The following is an 18,870-nucleotide window of genomic DNA, read 5'->3' as shown; positions in this document are numbered from 1 at the left end:
ATTGCCCCAAACCAAACCTACCCGCATCCAGCTGCCCTACGTCGAACCCTATGATTGGCCCCGCGTCCTGCGATTTTTCGCGGGACGCGCGACGCTCGGCGTCGAAGCGGTGGTGGACGGTTCGTATCATCGAGCAATTGAGTGGCTCGGCGATTCGGGCACGCTCAGCGTGACCAAACACGCTAGCAAACCTTGTCTCGTCGCGACGCTGGAAGGCGCGGCGAGCCGCCATGCGAAAGCGATTGGCGAGCATTTGACACGCATGTTCGATCTTCAGGCCGACGCGCCCGCTATCGCTGCCCATCTCGGCCGCGACCCGTGGTTCGCGCCGCTGACGCAAGCCGTGCCGGGGTTGCGCGTACCCGGCGCGTGGTCCGGCTTCGAGCTGGTCGTGCGCGCGATAGTCGGCCAGCAGGTCAGCGTAAAAGCGGCATCGACCATTGTGGGAAGGCTCGTCGAACGTGCCGGTACGCCGCTCACCGATCATCCGCACCCCGGCACGGCCTGGCGTTTCCCGACGCCCGCGGCACTGGCCGAGGTCGATCTGGAGAAGATCGGCATGCCGGGCAAACGCGTGGCCGCGTTGCAGGGGTTCGCACGCGAGGTCGCGGCCGGCGCGCTGCCGCTCGACGATCCCCATGCGGACCGAGCCGAACTGCGGACGGCGTTGCTGGCCATGCCGGGTATCGGGCCGTGGACGGTGGAATATGTCGCGATGCGCGCACTACGCGATGCCGACGCGTGGCCCGGCACCGACCTGATCCTGATGCAAGCGCTGGTGGCACGCGATCCGTCGATGGCGAAAGCGGCCGCCCTGCGCGCCCGCGCCGAGGCGTGGCGGCCATATCGCGCGTATGCTGCGCTTCATGTGTGGAACGAGATCGCGGACCAGGCGGGATCGGCGAAAGGCGGGTGACGCGCAGTCTTGGTCGCACATGTGCCCGAAGTACATCGAAAAAGTGGCCGCCGCGCACCGGCGCTTACGCAGCAGAATCGAAGGTCCCGCATCATTCGTCAAAAACCATCGCCGCGACCTGCGCCCCAAGCTGCTGGAATTCGCGCAAACCCTTATCCGGCAAGGGTTCAAGCACGTCTTACACTGAGATGTTAAAGTGCCCGCTACCCAAAAATCTGGTTCGGCGCATTCTGTTCGGCGTCTGACACGCAACCGTTGCAGCAATGGCAAATACGAACTTCTCATCTCCGTCCGACAGCGCCTTCCTGCGCCGCTTATCCGCGCTGACCAGCGGCCCGCAAGCCGCTGCATTGCGCCGGGGGCTGCGCGGCATCGAGAGGGAAAGCCTGCGGGTGACGCCCGACGGCACGCTTGCTACCACGCCGCATCCACGCACATTCGGCTCCGCGCTCACGCATCCGCTCATCACGACCGATTACTCCGAAGCGCTGATCGAATTGATCACGCCGGCCGAGCACGACGTCGCGCGCACGCTCGAGCAACTGGACGACTTGCATCGCTTCGCCTACGCGCATCTCGGCAGCGAATTGCTCTGGAACGACTCCATGCCCGGCGTGCTTCCCGCCGATCAGGACATCCCGATCGGCTGGTATGGCACATCGAATATCGGCATGTTGAAGCACGTGTACCGGCGCGGTTTATCGTTGCGATACGGCCGCACCATGCAATGCATCGCCGGAATTCATTACAACTATTCGCTGCACGAAGACGTGTGGCGCACGTGGGCCGCGCTCGATAACCGCAGCGCCGTGCCAGTTGTCGATTTCCAGTCCGAACGATATTTCGCGCTGATCCGGAATTTTCGCCGGACGAGCTGGCTGCTGATGTATTTGTTCGGCGCATCGCCGGCGCTCAACCAGCAGTTCCTGCGCAACCGCCCGAATACGCTCGAGACCTTTGACGCCACCACGCGCTATCTGCCGTATGCGACCAGTCTGCGGATGAGCGATCTCGGCTACACGAACAATCCGGCGCAATCCGCGCTGCTGCCGAGCTACGACACGCTCGACGGTTACCTCGACGTGCTCGCGAAAGCGGTGAGCGAGCCGTATCCGCCGTACGAAGCCATGGGCACGCAGCGCGACGGCGAATGGGTGCAGATCAACACGAACGTGCTGCAGATCGAGAACGAGTTCTACTCGACCATCCGGCCGAAGCGCATTACGCAACCCGGCGAGCGGCCGTTGCATGCGTTGTCGTCGCGTGGCGTGCAGTACATTGAAGTGCGTTGCCTCGATATCGACCCGTTCGAGCCGACCGGAATTTCGCTGGAGACCACGCGTTTCATGGACGCGTATCTGCTTTATTGCGCGATCGAAGACAGTCCGCTTTTGCCGCGCGCCGCCAACGAGGAAGCCAACGAGAACTTCGCGCGCATCACCAAGCAAGGGCGCAAGCCCGGCCTGACGCTGGCGCGCGATGGCCGCGAAGTCCCCATGCAAGGCTGGGCGGATTCGTTGCTCGACGCTATTGAACCGGTCGCGCAGGCGCTCGACGCGCTGCATGGCATCGATGAACACATGAGCGCCTTGAAGGCCCAGCGCGCACGATTGGCCGATGTCTCGCTGACTCCGTCCGCCCGCGTGCTGGACACCATGCGCGAGCAGCATCAAAGCTTCAACGAATTTGCGCTGGAACTGAGCGCGAAGCATGCCGAATACTTCCGTGGCCGTCCGCTCAGCGCCAAAGCCGAGCGTGAAATGGCGGCGCTTGCCGCAAAGTCACTGGATGATCAGGCAAGAATCGAGCGTGAAGAGGTTGGTTCGTTCGATGCATTCGTCGGCGCTTATCGCGCTTACACGTTGAACCGCATTAGCGTTTGAACCCGCAGGCGCCGGCTCCAAGTCGGCGCCCAGCGTAATCCAGCAGCTTTTTCCTCGCCGCACCGCCTCAGCAGCGGCAACCCTTACTTGTTTTGCAACAGTGCGCAACGCGTGGAAACGCTCGCGCGCGGGTCAGGTCTGAAAATAGCGTCGTATCAACTAACCAGACCGATCAGCGGCTGGCTGAGCACGATCAGCTAGCCTCGACACACATCAAGGAGAGGAAGAAAAATGAGAAAAGACCTGTTAGGAAGCGCGGGCTTCGCCAAGGCAGCGGCGATGAGTACGGTAGTAACAGCAATCGCCCTGTTGGCGGGCTGCTCGACAACCGGCCAGATTGCAGGCGAAACCATGGAGCAGGCCACCGCGCCGCTCACGTGCACGAACAAGGCTGAATGTGACGCGTGGTGGGCGCGCGCGCAAGTTTGGGTGAGCAATCATTCCGAGTACAAGCTGCAGACCGTCACGGATTCCATCATCCAGACCGCCGGGCCGTCTGGCGGCAAACGCGCGCTTGCGTATCAGATCACCAAGACTCCGAGCAACGAAGGAACGGCAACAATCGGCTTCGCCGCCCATTGCGACAACATGCTCGGTTGCGAGCCGAACCCGTGGAAGGCCGGCGCGGACTTTAAGCAATTTGTGCGCGGCGGCCCATCGCAGATGGGCACGCCGGGAGGCGCAACGGCGTCCGGCAATGCGTTGCCACCGGTTTCTCCCGCCCCGCCGACCCAGCCGATGCAGCAAAACCTGCCCGTACAGCCCATGCCGCCGACGCTCCAGAATCAGCCGGGACAATCTGGCCAGAACCTGACGCCGCAGTAGGTTTTCATCGATTGTTGATTGTGGAAGGCCGCGCTCTCTCTCGACGGGAGACGCGGCCTTTGCTTATGCGGTCTTATCCGCACAGGCTAAACGCGCTACGGCGGCAATCGGCGAGAAGATGGCGGCTACATACTATTTAGTGCATCGTCAGGCTGCCAGCTATCGGCTTGATAGTTAAAACCCTTGCATAGGCATTGTTTTAATCTTCCGAGCTAATGGCTCGCGTCTTCGTCCGTTCCGGACACTTTGTGCGACTCGCCGTCATGCGACGCAGGACCGAAGCGCCCGTGGGAAGTTAGCGAGGTCAACCTCCAATGCGTGCATCGCTTCCCCCGCCCGCGATCTGCATCACTGGCACGGCGTCTAATAGAAAGCGCTCCGTCCATTGACCCACAGCCTTCTCATTCGAAGCGGTCTTGCCCCGCGCTTTCGTCACAAAACCCCTTTCTGATAGGCCGAAAATGGTAAGCGGCCGCGTCTACCGGCTTCAACTACAGGAATTCACGTGACGCTCAAAGCCCGTGTGCCGTCCGTCAAAGCACGCCGACCGCAGCGTGCAAAACGTCCGCGATGAAAGTCTCCAGACCGAAACAACGCACCTCATACGCCAGTCAGCGAGTGCCGATATCGCGCAAGCCCCGTTCTCGCAACTTAAAAACAACACTGTAAAAATTTGCTAAGGAACGTATCTTGAAAAGAGATTGCATAGTCAATATTATTCTAAGCAACGAGTTACGCGCTAAGGCGCCACCCGAGACCATGTTCTGACCGACTGAAAGCATCGAACCATTCGATGCGTAAATGGATTTACCCGATGAACCGCGCTGCCCAAACCACCCTCCTGCTCGGCCGACGCTTCGGCCACTCGATAACCGCCGCCTTGCTGCACGTCCTGCCGCCCAACATGAATTCATGGAAGCTGGCGCTGTACGTGATTGTGTTCTTGCTGCCGGGTGGCTCGTTTGTCGTGCTGGGTGCCGCGTGGTTCGAAAACCGGCGTACCCGCGAACCCGCCGATCCCGCCCCCGCCAAGACCCCGCTGCTCTGCCGTCCGAAACACTGCGACGCGTGAGACACAGACCGCCGTTCGTAGCGGGTCACGTTATGCAACTCTCACAACGCCTGCGCATTGCGTAAGCGCTACATGATCGCTGCGTAACCGTTGCGTAATGACCCGTAACCGAATCCGCACGGCGAGTAACACCCGGCTTCCTTTCAAACCGTTACCCTAACGCCTGCCCGACGTCCGCCCTTCGCGCGCGTTCAGTTACCATCTCGGACCGGTTGCATGTAGCGCTTCTCCTTGCGTTGAAGCGCACGCAACTTCCGACAGGAATCCAGAGCAGATGCCGTTCACCCGAATCCCCGCCTTTCCTCGCAAGTCCGTTATCGTCCTCGTTCTGGCACTAGCCGGTTGTGCTGTCGGTCCGAACTACAAACGCCCCGACACCGCCATTCCCGCATCCTATAAAGAGGCGCCGGAAGGCTGGAAAGTCGCGCAGCCTTCAGACCGGGTGGATCGTGGAAACTGGTGGGCGATTTATAACGACCCGCAGCTGAATGACCTCGAAACGCGGCTGAATACGTCGAATCAGACTATCGCTCAATACGCGGCGGCTTACCGGCAATCCCGAGCGCTGGTCTCGGAAGCGCGCGCGGCGTATTTCCCGACGTTGGGGTTATCGGCGACGGGCTCGCGGGCTCGCTCCTCCAGCCGCTCGAGCGGCTCGGTTTCTAGCGGCGGCTCAATTGGCAACAACTACGATCTTTCCCTCGATGCATCGTGGGAACCGGATCTGTGGGGCACCGTCAGCCGGACCGTCGGCGCGCAGCGCGCCGGTGAGCAAAGCGCCGCAGCCGATCTAGCCAACGCACGGCTCTCAGCGCAGGGCACGCTCGCACAAACCTACTTCCAGTTGCGTTCGCTGGACGCGCAGCAAAAGCTCCTCGACGACACCGTCGCCGCCTATCAGCGCACGCTGCAACTCACGCAGAACCAGTACGCGCAAGGCACGGCCGCCCGCTCGGATGTGATCCAGGCGCAGACGCAATTGCAATCGGCACAAGCGTCGGCTATTGATAATGGCGTCGCCCGCGCGCAATACGAACACGCGATCGCCGTGCTGGTCGGCGAACCTGCGTCCACATTCTCCATCGCTTCATCGCCGCTAGACGCCACGCCGCCAGACGTACCGTTGCAACTGCCGTCTGCCATTCTCGAACGGCGACCGGACATTGCTGCAGCCGAACGCAAGGCGGCGCAGGCGAACGAACAGATTGGCGTGGCAATCGCGGCGTTTTTCCCCACGCTGACGTTGTCGGCAACCGGCGGTTTCCAAAGCTCAATATTCTCGCAATTGCTGACCGCACCGTCGCGCTTCTGGACGCTCGGGCCGGATCTCGCAGCTACCATCTTCGATGGCGGCTTGCGCGCCGCCCAGACCGAAGCGGCACGCGCGTCGTATGACTCGGCCGTGGCGACGTATCGGCAAGCGGTGCTGACGGCGTTCCAGGACGTCGAGGACAACCTGGCGTCGCAGAGAATTCTCGCGAACGAGATCGGGATTCAGCAGCAAGCGGTCGCGTCGGCGCAGCAGGCGCTGGCTATTGTGACCAATCAGTACAAGTCGGGCACGGTCGGGTTCATCAACGTGCTCACCGCGCAGACCACGGCGTTCCTCGCCGAGCAGAAGCTGGCGAATATCGCAGGGGAACGGATGGTGTCGTCGGTGGGATTGATCAAGGCGCTCGGCGGCGGCTGGGACACCGAGCAAATGGATCAGGAAACCGGCAGCGCAGCGGCGCCGGTTCCGGCAAGCGGCGTTGCGGTGAAGGGGTCGAGCGCCGCGTTGAATTCCGCGCAGAGTTCGTCGACGGTTGCGGCAGCGAACGGCGGTACGGCTAAAGAGTAAGACGCCCGGGGCGAGAATGCCCCGGCGTTTTCGTACCTCTACGAAGCCCTGAGAGCGGCAACGAAGCGCCGAAGCCTTATCGAACGAAGGTCAGCTCGACGGTATCCGGTCCCGTATGCCGTCCGAGCAGGTTCAACAATCCCGCCAGATTTTCGCGTGCCTCCGGGGTGGCCGTCGCCACGCCGTTGAAGGCGGTAGATGTCTTCGACACCGTCCCTTGTCCGCTCAGCAGCAACGGCCCCTTCGACGTCGTCGTCAGGTTGATCGTCGATGCCTGGCCTTCCGCCTGAAACACCACGCGATACGACCCCAGCGGCTTCACGCGCGACACGCTGGACGCCATGTCGTCGAGCGTCACAATCGCCTGCCCGTACGTGTTGTGTCCAAGCATCCGCCATTCGGTCCAGGTCAGCTGCACGTTGCCTTCCATGTTGAGCGTGTTGAACGGTGCGCCCAGGCCCGAAAGCAGGCTCGCCGGCACGGCAATCGCGCCCGGTGAGACCGTCGAACCGGAAAGACCGGCATCGACGAAAACCGAGTCGGGCATGGAGTCCGTCTGGCGCATCTCCATGCGCACATGGCCGCTGAACAAGGGCCAGAAAGCCGTGCGCCATTCGATGCGTCCGGGCAGCAGCGTCGCGCCGCCGTCGGCACCGGCCGCACCGCCGCCAGTCGCCAGCATCAGCGTGGCCGAGCCCTTCCAGAGCGAACCGGCCGGATCGACGAGATTCACATGGCCGTCCGTCGACTTCGCGAATTGCGGCACGATCCAGGCTGCCGGCAACATGACGGCCAAGGTCACGACCACCGAGACCCCCGCCACCACGAACCACGGCCACGCCGCGAGAAGCCGCCGCATGCCGTAGTTCATTGCACCTGAGCCGGTTGCAGCGATGCCGTCAGATCAACTTGGCCGTCGGGTTTCAGCGCCGTGATATGCGCTTCGCTGACCTGCACCTTGAACTGCTTCCTGACGTTGTCGAGCCACACCGTCCACTCCGGGAACGACGCGTTCTTCAACTGGATCTGCACGCCCGAGCCGACCACCTGAACCTGCGCGGGAGGCATGTTGTTATCGGCGAGAGACTTTGCCAGCGCGTCGCGCAACGCGCCGCCGGTCGGCGTGACGCCCTGCCCGCCGCCTGCCAGCGAGCGCGCCTCGTTGGCTTGCGCGGTCATCTGCGCGAGCTGGAGTTGCATGGCGGGCAGCGTGCTGCGCAGCCGCGCACGGCCTTCATACGCGGGGGCCCACAGCACCAGATAGACCAGAGCGATGGCCGCCACCACGCCGCCCCACATCAGGATGGTTTTTTCGCGCTGGGTGCGTGCGTTCCAGAACTCGCCCCAGGTGTCGATGATGGCTTGTTTCATTGGGCGCTCCTGACGGTCCATTTGCCGGTATTGCTGTCGATACCGCCCGTCAGCCCGTTCGCCGCCAACCGTCTCTGCAAGCCGGGGTCGACCTTGGTTTCCGGCTTGAAGGTCACCTCCAGGCGCCTGTCGTGGTAATCGAGCCCCGCAATGCCGTTCACCGGAATGGGCCCAAGCGCGCGGGCGAGGGCATCGGCGAGAGAAAGGAAATCAGACGGCGACAGTTGTCCGGAAACCAGCCGCAAGCGGTCGAGCTGACGCGACATCTGGTCGGGTGCATCGAGTACGACGGTGGTTTTCGGGAACGTGTTGAGGAGCGTTTCGGTCATCTGCGCGTTGATCGCGTCGCGTTGCCGGGCGAGCTGCATCCACTGAATGTTGATACCGATCATCGATACCACCAGCGCCCCGGCCAGCAGCGCCACCGGCAGCTTCAGACGTCGCATGGTCGCGCGGTCGAGCCGCCACGGCTGCGCGGCGAATTCGAACTGGCACAAGTCGAAGTGGTTCGCGAGCGCGTTGCGCGCAAGGGTTTCGAACGTCAGCGGCTGCGCGCCGGGAATCGCGGGCCGCACCGACGTCAGGCGCGGCTCGGCGCCGGGAACGTCGCGAAGGGTGTACAGCGTTGCCGGCTGTGCGCCCGCAAGTGCGCTGAGCGTGGACGTCACGGCATCGGCGGGAATGGCCAGACCTTCGCCCAGCGCCGCATGCTCGCCGCGCGCAATCGCAATCTCGACACGCGACGCGCCGGTCTCGGAGGGCCGGAGCGTATCGCCGCCTAGCAAAACTGGGGCGGTCGCCAACACGTCGCCCAAGATACCCGCGACGAACGGATTCGGGGTATCGGCGACAGTTTCATGCAGCGGCAGGCAGCGCATGGCCGGCACGGCTTTCACGTTCCGATGCCCCGCGTTCGCAAACGCCTCGAGCACAAAGCGGAACCAGCCGCGATCGATCACCGCCAGCACCCGCCGGCCGCTCGCGAGCGCGACCGGATCGACGGCAATGTGGCACGTCTGCGGATCCTGGATCAACTGATCCTCGACCACGTTGGGCAAAGCCTGGCGCAAGCGCGGCCCTTTCAGCGGCGGCATTTGCGCAGCGGTCAGCAACAGGTCGCGCGCGGCGACAATCAGCACTGTCGCGCTTGCACGCGGCAGCAGCGAAAGCGCGGCTCGGCCGGCCCGCTGCGTGACGTTGCGCTTGTCGAGCAGCAAAAACGGCAGCTCCGGCAAATGCCACTCTTCCGAGCGAACCGCCGGATCACGCGGCGGCAGTAGGACGATCAATGTGCTCAAAGGCCGCTCTCTTGTGTTCTGAATCGAAAGTTATTTACTGTACTGCGCGTACTACGACATCGTTCCGATGAAACCCGTCCACACGCATCAAAGCTGGTCGCGAACATAAACAATACGCGTGGTATGCGTCGCCGGATCGCGATACACCAAGGTCGTCCGGTCGACTTCCGCCCGCTCGTGCTGCACGCGGCCGTGGATCAGGAAATACTTCGTGGTCACGTCCATCTGGTTTGGATCGATGGTCGCGGTTTTCACGCCCGCGCCGGTCAGTGCAAGCGTCACGTCGCTGACATCGTGGAAAAACACGGTCTCGCGGCGCGCGACAAACGCCTGCGCCTGCGAAAGCGTCATGCCGGGCACCGTCGCCGCAATCACTTCGGCCGTCGCGGTATTCATGTTCACCGACGTCGTGGTCGGCAGCACCGTTACGAACGGCCGCAATTTCTCCACCGCTTCCGGCGAAAAACCGGGGACATCGAGCAAAGATTCCACGTTGATCATCTGCAGCGGCGCGACGGGCGCGTTGCTGTCGGCATCGGCAAGACCGGGGTCGTCGGTGAAATTGCCGCCGCCCGTTCCCCCGCCTTGCGCGATCGCGGCCAGTGTGGCGGCGGGCGTGGTGTTCGCGGCGGCGGTTGTCGATTGCGTCTGGAACCGCGTAGCCGATTGCGCCAGCCCGGCGCGAATCTGCAGCGCGACGGTTTTCGCCAGCGACGCATCGAGCCCGAGCAGCGTCAGCAGGCGCTGGAACGACGCGATCTCCTGCACATTGATAATCAGCAAGCCGGGCGTGGGCGTGGAGACCAGGTTGCGCAGGTTGAACTTGGCCTGCGCATCTTCAATCGATCCCGACAAATAAGTTGATGCACCCTGCTGCGCCCGCACGTCGCCAATTTGTCCGAGGAAGTCCGACAGCCGCGTTTTCGCGATCGGCACACCCCACACGCCGCCGAGATACGTGACGGTCGGCGCGGAATCGGCTTCGGAACGCAGGATCAGCCGGGTCCAGTCGAGCGCGCTGCGCGAGATCCATTGCGCCTGCGCGAGCAGCCGCTGGTTCTCGATACGGCGGACCTGCACTTGCTGGCGCCACAACAATCCCGACACGATGATCGCCGACAACGCCACGACCAGCAGCGCGCTGATGATCGCAACGCCACGCTGTTTCGAGGCCCTGGATGACCTGAGCCTGAACCGTCTCGCCTGACCCGATGAAGAACGCATAGTCATTCTCCGATCAGGAACACGCGCGTGATCGGCAGCGCCAGATTGTGCGCACCGACCGCGATCTGAATGCCCGTCACCGCGCGCGGCAACGGCGAGTTGCCGAGCTGCGGCACTTTCAGGTTGTTGTCGTTCTGCGTAATTTGCGCCGTTACGTCACCCATGCGCATCGTCCAGCCGGTTTTGGGCACGTAGGCGCGCGTGGCGAAGGTCGAGACGCCGCCCATGAGCGGTATCGCGGTCCAGCCGTCGGAGTTGTCCGACGCCGATAACGCCCGCCGCACATCACCCACATTCCCCAGCGGCGGCGACGCAAAACGTACCACCCGGCCACTGTCGGTCAGCCGGTAACGCACGACCTGCAAGCGCGGCGCCGCGCCTTGTGCGTAGACACCGCGGACAATCTGCAGCGCATTCCCGCCGATAGACACCGCGGCCTGGCCGGCTTCATCGTCGGTAGCGGCCTGGCGGGCGTCGATGCGCATCTGGTCGAATAATTGCGCCACCACGCGTTCATCTTCCATCGCGTTCGTGATGGTCGTGCGGCCGCGCATGATCTGGTCGAGGCCACGCCAGGACAGCACCGCGATCACCGCGAGGATCGCGATGGCGACCAGCATCTCGATCAGCGTAAAACCGCGATCGCCACGCGTGCCGCGAGCGCTACGAGCGTCGCGCCTAGAGCGAACGGCTGGTTTCATTCGCCACCACCATGACCATTTGCGCGAGATTGCCGGAGATGCCGGGCGACTCCACGATAACTTCCACGCGCCGGAAAATCGGATTCGGCGTTGTCGATACCCGGTCGGTGCAAATCAGCTTGAGATTGCCCTGCGAGCAATCGAACGTCCGCGAACCAATGTCGGGCCACGTATGGGTGAGCCGCAATTGCGCGAGTTCGTTGTCGGCACTCCAACCAGCCAGCAAGCGCCGATGCAAGTCCGCCTCGCCAGTCGCAAGCGCGCCCACCGCGCGCAACGACGCCGCCAGCGCCACCGCGATGATCGCCAGCGCGACGAGCACTTCGATCATCGTGAAACCGCGCGTGCGGTTCAGTTTGGGTTTGGGGCCGTGACGAGGGCCGGGCGCGAGCTTTAGCATCAGCGCACCTGATAACGGCCGTTGCCGGTACCGACTATAGTCACGCTGCCGACCGCCGAAACGAGCGTCACTTCCATTGGGGTATCAATAGCTTCCGTGCCGAACACCACTCGCCCCGCGGACTCATCGGAACCAACGTACTGGATCGTCACGCCGTTCACGCCGCCTTCCCAGCGGCGCGGACGCAGCAGGTCGTCGCGTAATGGACGCCAGCCGTCTTCGGTGCGGATATCGAAGCGAAAACCGCCGTCGATCGGCAGCCAGGCGATAGGCCTTGCCCGCACCTGCGCTTCGTCGCCAGCGGATTCGAACAGGAGCGCGAGACGCTGCGCTTCCTCGTTCAGATCCGTGCGCGGATTGCGCGTGAGCTTCACCGACGCCAGCGACACCAGCAATCCCGCGATCACCAGCACTATCAGCATTTCCAGCAGCGTAAAGCCGGCCTGCGGCCGCACCTTCGCGCGGCGCGGCGCCTCGGGTGCTGAACAGTCCGGCTTGTGCTGCATGTTCACGTCGATTGGCTTCTGTTAAGGGGCAAGGAGAGGCTAAAAAGGCCTTATTGCCAGGAGCCGATGTCGGCGTCATTACCCTCGCCGCCCGGTTTGCTGTCGGCGCCGTAGCTGAATACGTCGACTTCACCGTGCACGCCCGGGTTCAGGTATTGATATTCCTTGCCCCAAGGGTCGACTGGAACGCGATCCATGTAGCCGCCGCCTTTCCAGTTGTTCGGGATCGGCTCGGTAGTCGGCTTTTCGACCAGCGCGCGCAGCCCCTGCTCCTGGGTCGGATAGCGGCCGTTATCGAGTCGATAAAGATTCAGCGACTGCATGATCGAGCCAATATCCGCCTTCGCCGCCACCCGCCGCGCTTCGTCTGGACGACTCATGATCTTGGGCACGATCAACGCGGCGAGAATGCCGAGAATCGCGATCACGACCATGATTTCGATCAGGGTAAAACCGCGCTGGCGCCGCGTTTGCTTGCTACCTTGCGCCATCTGGAGTTCGTAGCGGCGCTTCATCCACATTTGCATGACTTGATCTTCCTTTCCAATTTGATGTCGTTACAGCGCTCAGGCCCGACATGAGGTTCGATGCCCATCCGCCGCCGCCTCGCCGGATCATTCGTCCGAATAATCAACGGTCGATGCGGGCAGGCAAGCATTCTATAGGTCTCGCCCGGGCAGATTTCACTTCGTAAGCACCGCCTGCCCGATCCGTTTGATCCAGGCCAGCCTCAACGCACATATATGGTCGGACCGGGCGGGTTCGGCGGCAGGAACACTTCCGAGGTTTTGCCCTTTCTATCGATGATGATCGAGCGCGAGCGCACTTCCTTGATCGTCACGCCCGGCGTCAGCGGGCCGCCCAACGAGATCGCGCGCGCCGGTTCGCCGCCATAGCTCACGATTGCCGCCGCGCCGTGTTGCAGCGCGAGGATCCCGAACAGATGCACGTCCTGGTTCGCCTGGTGCTGCAACTGGCCGCCGAACAACGTAGCGGCCTGTTCCACCGACGGCGCGCGCCCTGCTGCCGCCGCAGGCAGCGGCGCGCTCTGGTGCGTGGTCAGCGTGATGACCCACCACGTCAGCGTCGCGCAAAAAATGGCGAGCGCGATGAGCGATAGCAGGCGGGTCTGAAATGCATTCATGGGTTGGGCTTCTTCACTGCACCAGATTATTCAATTCGATGATCGGCAGCATCACTGCCAGCACGATCACCAGCACGACGCCGCCCATCGCGAGGATCAGCAGCGGTTCCAGCAGGCTCGTGAGAAACATCGTGCGGCGTTCGAGTTCGCCGGATTCCCCTTCGGCGGCACGGTCGAGCATGGTGGTGACGTCGCCGGTGGCTTCGCCCGAGCGGATCAGATGCACCAGCACCGGCGGAAACGTCTTCGTATTGCCCAGCGCGCGCGACAGCGAAGTGCCTTCGCGCACACGGATGATGGCGTCTTCAACGTTCGCGCTCATCGCACGGTTGCTCAAGGTTTCTCCCGCGGCTTGCAGCGCCCGCAAGATTGGCACGCCGGCGGCCGTCAGGATGGCGAGCGTGCTGGCAAAACGCACGGTGTTATAACCTCGCACGAGTTTGCCGAGCAGCGGCGCGGTGAGCAGCCACCGGTCGAACGCCATGCGCGGACCGTGCCGCGCGAGCAGGCTCTTGATGAACCAGCTCAGCAGCGCTACGCCGATCAGCCCGGCCCACCACCAGTTCCGCACGAAGCCCGAGAGCGCCATCATCGCGATGGTGAGAAACGGCAGCGCCTGCTTCGTGCTGGCGAACACGTTCACTACTTGCGGCACCACGTAGCTCAGCAGGAACGTGACAATCCCGAACGCGATCAGCGTGACGATCGCGGGATAGGTGAACGCGAGCACGATCTTCTGCTTCAGCGCATTGCGTTGCTCGATGTAATCCGCGAGCCGCGACAACACCAGTCCAAGCTTGCCGGTATGTTCCCCGGCGGCTACCAGCGCGCGATAAATCTCGGGGAAATCGCGCGGATGTTCCGCCAACGCATTCGCGAACGAATGACCGCCCAACACTTCGCCGCGGATAGCGGCCATCAACTCGCGAACGTAATCGCGCTCCGATTGCTCGGTCAGCACTGAAAGCGTTTCGCCGAGCGGCAGACCCGCTGTCAGCAGGCTGGCGATTTGTCGCGTAAGAATCGCCTGCTCGCGTTGCGACAAGCGTTTTCCCAGCGATAGCCGCTGTTTGCGCTCACCCCGCGTGCGGGTAGCCGCCGCTTCAACGACTAGCGGCGTCAGCCCCTGCGTCCTCAGTTGGCTGCGGGCGGCACGGGCGCTGTCGGCATCGAGTACGCCTGTCTGCGACTTGCCCGCCTGGTCGATTGCCTCAAAACGAAACGCCGGCATGGATGTTTAGTCTCCGCCCGTCACGCGCAGCACTTCTTCCAGCGACGTTGCGCCAGTCGCGAGCCACCGGTTTGCATCCTCGCGCAGCGTGCGCATTCCTTGCGCGCGGCCGGCCGTCAAAATTTCGGCATCCGATGCATTTCGATGAATCAGCGCGCGGATAGGATCGTCAAGCAACAACAGTTCGTACACGCCGCGACGCCCTGAATAACCCGAGTTGCCGCACTTGTCGCAGCCAACCGCGTGCCAATGAATGTGGCCGTCGTCCGAGCGCTCTTCCCTGCACACCGTACACAACTGCCGCACCAACCGCTGCGCCAGCACGCCGAGCAATGACGACGCCAGCAGATACGGCTCGACGCCCATGTCGGTGAGACGCGTGACAGCGGACGCCGCGTCGTTCGTGTGGAGCGTGGCTAGCACGAGGTGACCGGTCAGCGATGCCTGCACGGCAATCTGCGCCGTTTCCAGATCGCGGATTTCCCCGATCATGATGATGTCCGGATCCTGCCGCAAAATGGATCGCAACGCGCGCGCGAAAGTCATGCCAATGCGCTCGTTGACCTGCGTCTGACCGATCCCGCCCAAGTCGTATTCGATAGGATCTTCCACCGTCATGATGTTGGTGGTGGCGGTTTCGAGGCGCGACATCGAGGCATACAGCGTGGTCGTCTTGCCGGAACCCGTTGGACCAGTCACCAGCACGATGCCGTGCGGACGGCCGATCAGTTTGTCGAAATGAACCAGCGTGTCGCGCGCCATGCCCAGCGTTTCGAGGTTCAGGCGTTGCGCATCCTTTTCCAGCAGACGCAGCACCGCGCGTTCGCCATGACCGGTCGGCAGCGTGGACACACGCACGTCCACCGGCCGGCCGCCTACGCGCAGCGTAATGCGGCCATCCTGCGGCAGCCGTTTTTCCGCAATATCCAGTTGCGCCATGATCTTGATACGCGAGATCAGCGCGCCGTGGAGTGCCTTCTTCGGGCGCACGACGTCGCGCAAGGTGCCATCGACGCGAAAGCGCACCACCGAAGAAGTTTCGAACGGTTCGATATGAATATCCGATGCCTGTTCGCGCGCCGCCTGCGTCAGCAGCGCGTTGATCATGCGGATGATCGGCGCGTCGTCTTCCGATTCGAGCAAATCCTCTATTTCGGGAATGTCCTGCATCAGCCGCGACAGATCGACTTCACCTTCCACTTCGCCCACGACCTGGGCCGCGCTGCCGTCATTGCGCGAGTACGCCGAATTGATCGCGGCCGAAAGCTCGGCCACCGGCAAACGCACGATGGAAAGCGCGCCAAAGTTGCGAGCGACTTCGGCGAGTGCCGCGTCGCTGGTTTTGTCGCTGATCCACACTTCGATGCTGTCCGCGTGCTGGTGCGCCACCAGGATCTGTCCGGTCCGCGCGAACGCGTACGGGATCAGCCGTGCCGCGAGCGGCGACGGCGTGCTGGTAGCAACATTCGCGACAGACGGGCTCAGCGTGCTCACGGCTTCGCTCCTGCGTCGCCGTTGAGCGGCACGCTCGGCGCCGAGTTATTCGGCACAGCGTAGTTGTTCACGTTCGCCGGCTGGCCTTGATACTGCGCCTGCCCTTGATACTGGCCCGGCGGCTGCGCCGTCTGATACTGCTGCTGGCCCTGATACTGACCTTGTTGCTGATCCTGCATCTTCGGCGGCGGCGCCTGCGGCAACGTCGTGCTGCCGCCCTGCGACGGCGAACGTGACATGTTGTTCAAGTCGAACAGATTCTGCGACGGCACGCCGCCGTGGCTCGGGCCAATTGGCGCGGGCGGCAGAACCGGCACGTCCTTATCCTTCTCGATACGGTTATCGGAGGTGGAGTTGTACTGCTGCTGGCGCAGATAATCGTAGCGATCAGTCGCGATCTGCGTGCTGGTCGCCTGATCGCGCACGATCACCGGACGCAGGAACACCATCAGGTTCGTCTTCGTCCGCGTCTTCGCTTCGCTGCGGAACAACTGGCCGATCCAGGGGATGTCGCCGAGCAGCGGCACTTTGCTGTTGCTCGTCGAATACTGGTCCTGCATCAAACCGCCGAGCACCACGATCTCACCATCGTCCGCCAGGATGGTCGACTGGATCGAGCGCGTGTTGATCGTCACGCCGCCCGGATTGTTGGTCGTGGTGGTATCGACGCTGGAATCTTCCTGATAAAGCTGAAGCTTCAAAATGCCGCCCGTCGTGATCTGCGGTTTCACATGCAGCGTCACGCCCACGTCGCGCCGGTCGAACGTATTGAACGCGGAGACCGACGTGCCCGTGTTGGCGGTCGGCGTGGCATAGGAGCCTGTCACCACCGGCACGTTCTGGCCGACCACGATCTTCGCTTCCTCGTTGTCCAGCGTGATGAGGTTAGGCGTGGACAGAATGTTCGCATCCGACGATGTCGACAGCGCCTGCAGCAAACCGCCCAGACCGAAAAAGTTGCCGAACTTGTGCAGCAGGCCAATGTTCAGGCCCTGCGCGAGAAGGCCGGTCTGCCCCGCGAGCGACGAGGGATTGGCGCCGGCTGTATAAGCCGCCGCGGTCAGGTCGACAATGCTCGACGTGCCCGTTCCCAGGTTCGTACCGCCATAAACGCCGTTGTTGCCACTTTGCGAAAGCAGCGCGCCCTGCCACTGAATGCCGAGATTCGCGCCCGTCGTTGCTGACAATTCCACGATCAGCGCTTCGATATAAACCTGCGCACGACGTGCGTCGAGCTGGTCGATCACCGCGCGCAAGTTGCGGTACACGGGATCGGACGCGGTGATGATCAGCGAGTTGGTGGCCGTGTCGGCCTGGATCATGCCGTTGCCGGGCTGATCGTTGGAACTGCTGCTTTCGTTGTTGTTGCCGAAGCCGGAGTCCTTGCTCTGGCCACCGCCCGCCATCGGATTGCTGCCCGACGATGAACTGCTGCTGCCGAGTCCGCCCGGCAGCGGCGGCAAGCCGCTCGTGCCGGTGGACGAACTGGCGCCACCCGCGCCAAACGAGCCCGAACCACTCGACGATCCCGATCCCGACGATGATGACGAAGACGAATTGTCACCGCCGCCCTTGCCCATCATCGCGCGCAGTGTCTTGGCGAGACGCGTGGCGTCAGCATTGCGCAGCGCGACCACGTGCATGTTGCCCGGCTGCGTGGTGGCCGCGTCGAGGCTCCGCGCGAGCTGCTTGGCCGCTGCGAGCCGCGCACTGCTGGACGCGCGCAGCAACAGCGAGTTCGTGCGCGGATCGGCGGTGACGGTGACTTTCAGCGTAGCGTCGGTGCTGCCTATCGAGCCTGGATCGAGCAGCTTGTTCAGCTGCTCGGCCACGTCGAGCGCGTTCGCGTTCTTCAGCGGCACCACGTCGACCTGCCGGCCCGCCGCTGTGTCGATGCCCGCGATGATGCTCGCGATGCGCCGCACGTTGTCGGCATAGTCGGTGACCACCAGCGTGTTGTTGGCCGGGTAGGCGGCGATCGTGTTGTTCGGCGAGATCAGCGGACGCAGGACCGGCAACACGTTGTTGGCCGATTCGTTGTGCAGCTCGAACACCTGGGTGATGACCTGATCGCCTCTCGCGGTGGGCGCGTTGCCGACATAGGTCGGCACGCCCTGCAGCTTGGCGTCCGCTTCAGGCACGACCTTAAGCACACCGTGATCTTGCACGAGTGCGAAGCCCTGCATTCTCAATGCCGACTGCAGCGTTTTCAAAGCCTGTTCCTCTGGCACCGGATTTTCCGATACAAGATTCAACTGCCCTTTGACCCGCGGGTCGACGATGATCGTCTTCCCAGTCGCGGCGCCGATTGCCTTCGCAACCTGATCGATATCCGCGTTGACGAAATTCAGTGTCACCTGTGCGTGCGCAAGTTGCGTGGTGACAAGACCAGCCACCAGCAAAGCCGTCGCGGCGCGACGCAATGCCATACGTTTTCTTCTCATGGAGTGTGATGTCTAGACCTGCTGACCACGTCGCTGAAAACCGGTTGTGTTGCGTGTCTTTCGACACTTTCAACATCACGACGGCTTAAAACAGACGTTTCCAGGGCCGATGCCCGGGCAATGCCATATCCCAAAAACGTGAACCATAGCAGCTTTTCGTGTCAGGTTTGTCACAAAAGTACTAATCTTTGGCCGACGATCCATAAATACTAAAGGGGGTCAGAAATCTCAAAAAAACATCTGATAAAACAAATACATATTGACCCTTACTCAGCCCTTTCCATATAGAGAAGAGGTTGAACTTGTCATATTTGTTCGCTTTCCCCCGTGCAGTAGAGCCATTCGGGTTTCATGCGCCTATAAAGACGAACGCGGTTGATTTGTCTGACTTTCGAATTCCTTTCGGATTAATTGGCGTCACATGCCTTGGCTATGTCGGATGGTTAAATTTAAAAGGCAATAGTCTGCCGGTATGATACGAGCGCTTCGGCGCACCGGATGCGCGAAGTGCGGGTGGGTTT

General features: G+C 62.5%; 17 protein-coding genes. 5 read left to right on the top strand and 12 right to left on the bottom strand.

Going from position 1 to position 18,870, the window contains the following annotated elements:
• Position 1: 1 nt before the first annotated feature.
• From SBC1_RS17885 to SBC1_RS17865, 5 genes are all read left to right on the top strand, one after another.
• Complete coding sequence (locus SBC1_RS17885; RefSeq protein WP_165092983.1) at positions 2–916, top strand: DNA-3-methyladenine glycosylase; 915 nt, start codon at positions 2–4, stop codon at positions 914–916.
• 263 nt (positions 917–1,179) lie between these two features.
• Positions 1,180–2,799, top strand: a complete 1,620-nt coding sequence (gene gshA, locus SBC1_RS17880; protein ID WP_165092982.1) for a glutamate--cysteine ligase — start codon at positions 1,180–1,182, stop codon at positions 2,797–2,799.
• Between the two features lie 231 nt (positions 2,800–3,030).
• A complete protein-coding gene (locus SBC1_RS17875; RefSeq protein WP_370469573.1) occupies positions 3,031–3,624 on the top strand; it encodes a hypothetical protein in 594 nt (197 codons plus the stop codon).
• An 814-nt stretch (positions 3,625–4,438) separates the two neighbouring features.
• Complete coding sequence (locus SBC1_RS17870; protein WP_165085178.1) at positions 4,439–4,696, top strand: hypothetical protein; 258 nt, start codon at positions 4,439–4,441, stop codon at positions 4,694–4,696.
• Between the two features lie 274 nt (positions 4,697–4,970).
• Positions 4,971–6,536, top strand: coding sequence for an efflux transporter outer membrane subunit (locus SBC1_RS17865; protein WP_165988738.1), 1,566 nt, complete (start codon positions 4,971–4,973; stop codon positions 6,534–6,536).
• Between the two features lie 76 nt (positions 6,537–6,612).
• On the opposite strand, the gene gspN is transcribed toward SBC1_RS17865, so the two are convergent.
• From gspN to gspD, 12 genes are all read right to left on the bottom strand, one after another.
• Entirely contained in the window at positions 6,613–7,407 is a 795-nt protein-coding gene (gene gspN / locus SBC1_RS17860) for a type II secretion system protein N (protein ID WP_165092980.1), read from the bottom strand.
• On the bottom strand, positions 7,404–7,907 hold the full coding sequence (gene gspM / locus SBC1_RS17855) for a type II secretion system protein GspM (protein ID WP_165988736.1): 504 nt from the start codon (positions 7,905–7,907) through the stop codon (positions 7,404–7,406). The genes gspN and gspM overlap by 4 nt, the downstream gene beginning before the upstream one ends.
• A complete protein-coding gene (gene gspL / locus SBC1_RS17850; RefSeq protein ID WP_165988735.1) occupies positions 7,904–9,205 on the bottom strand; it encodes a type II secretion system protein GspL in 1,302 nt (433 codons plus the stop codon). Before gspL ends, gspM begins: the two co-directional genes overlap by 4 nt.
• Positions 9,206–9,292: 87 nt before the next feature.
• The gene (gspK, locus tag SBC1_RS17845) at positions 9,293–10,429 is read right to left on the bottom strand and encodes a type II secretion system minor pseudopilin GspK (protein WP_165988732.1); all 1,137 of its coding nucleotides are present in this window, start codon (positions 10,427–10,429) and stop codon (positions 9,293–9,295) included.
• 2 nt (positions 10,430–10,431) lie between these two features.
• Positions 10,432–11,130: a type II secretion system protein J gene (locus SBC1_RS17840; RefSeq protein WP_165092976.1), complete on the bottom strand. Its 699-nt coding sequence runs from the start codon at positions 11,128–11,130 to the stop codon at positions 10,432–10,434.
• On the bottom strand, positions 11,108–11,530 hold the full coding sequence (gene gspI / locus SBC1_RS17835) for a type II secretion system minor pseudopilin GspI (RefSeq protein WP_165092975.1): 423 nt from the start codon (positions 11,528–11,530) through the stop codon (positions 11,108–11,110). Before gspI ends, SBC1_RS17840 begins: the two co-directional genes overlap by 23 nt.
• Positions 11,530–12,036, bottom strand: a complete 507-nt coding sequence (locus SBC1_RS17830) for a GspH/FimT family pseudopilin (RefSeq protein WP_165093498.1) — start codon at positions 12,034–12,036, stop codon at positions 11,530–11,532. Before SBC1_RS17830 ends, gspI begins: the two co-directional genes overlap by 1 nt.
• Before the next feature lie 50 nt (positions 12,037–12,086).
• Positions 12,087–12,563: a type II secretion system major pseudopilin GspG gene (gene gspG / locus SBC1_RS17825; protein WP_165092974.1), complete on the bottom strand. Its 477-nt coding sequence runs from the start codon at positions 12,561–12,563 to the stop codon at positions 12,087–12,089.
• 203 nt (positions 12,564–12,766) lie between these two features.
• Positions 12,767–13,180, bottom strand: a complete 414-nt coding sequence (locus SBC1_RS17820) for a type II secretion system protein N (RefSeq protein WP_165092973.1) — start codon at positions 13,178–13,180, stop codon at positions 12,767–12,769.
• A gap of 13 nt (positions 13,181–13,193) precedes the next feature.
• Entirely contained in the window at positions 13,194–14,411 is a 1,218-nt protein-coding gene (gspF, locus tag SBC1_RS17815; RefSeq protein ID WP_165988730.1) for a type II secretion system inner membrane protein GspF, read from the bottom strand.
• A 6-nt stretch (positions 14,412–14,417) separates the two neighbouring features.
• On the bottom strand, positions 14,418–15,905 hold the full coding sequence (gene gspE / locus SBC1_RS17810; protein WP_305879076.1) for a type II secretion system ATPase GspE: 1,488 nt from the start codon (positions 15,903–15,905) through the stop codon (positions 14,418–14,420).
• Positions 15,902–18,334 (bottom strand): type II secretion system secretin GspD, encoded by a 2,433-nt coding sequence (gene gspD / locus SBC1_RS17805; protein ID WP_165092971.1) that lies wholly within the window; start codon positions 18,332–18,334, stop codon positions 15,902–15,904. The genes gspE and gspD overlap by 4 nt, the downstream gene beginning before the upstream one ends.
• Positions 18,335–18,870 lie beyond the last annotated feature (536 nt).

The organism is Caballeronia sp. SBC1 (assembly GCF_011493005.1).
GTDB lineage: Bacteria > Pseudomonadota > Gammaproteobacteria > Burkholderiales > Burkholderiaceae > Caballeronia.
Note: the sequence above shows the minus strand (reverse complement) of the source record. Positions and strands in the feature narration are given on the sequence as shown.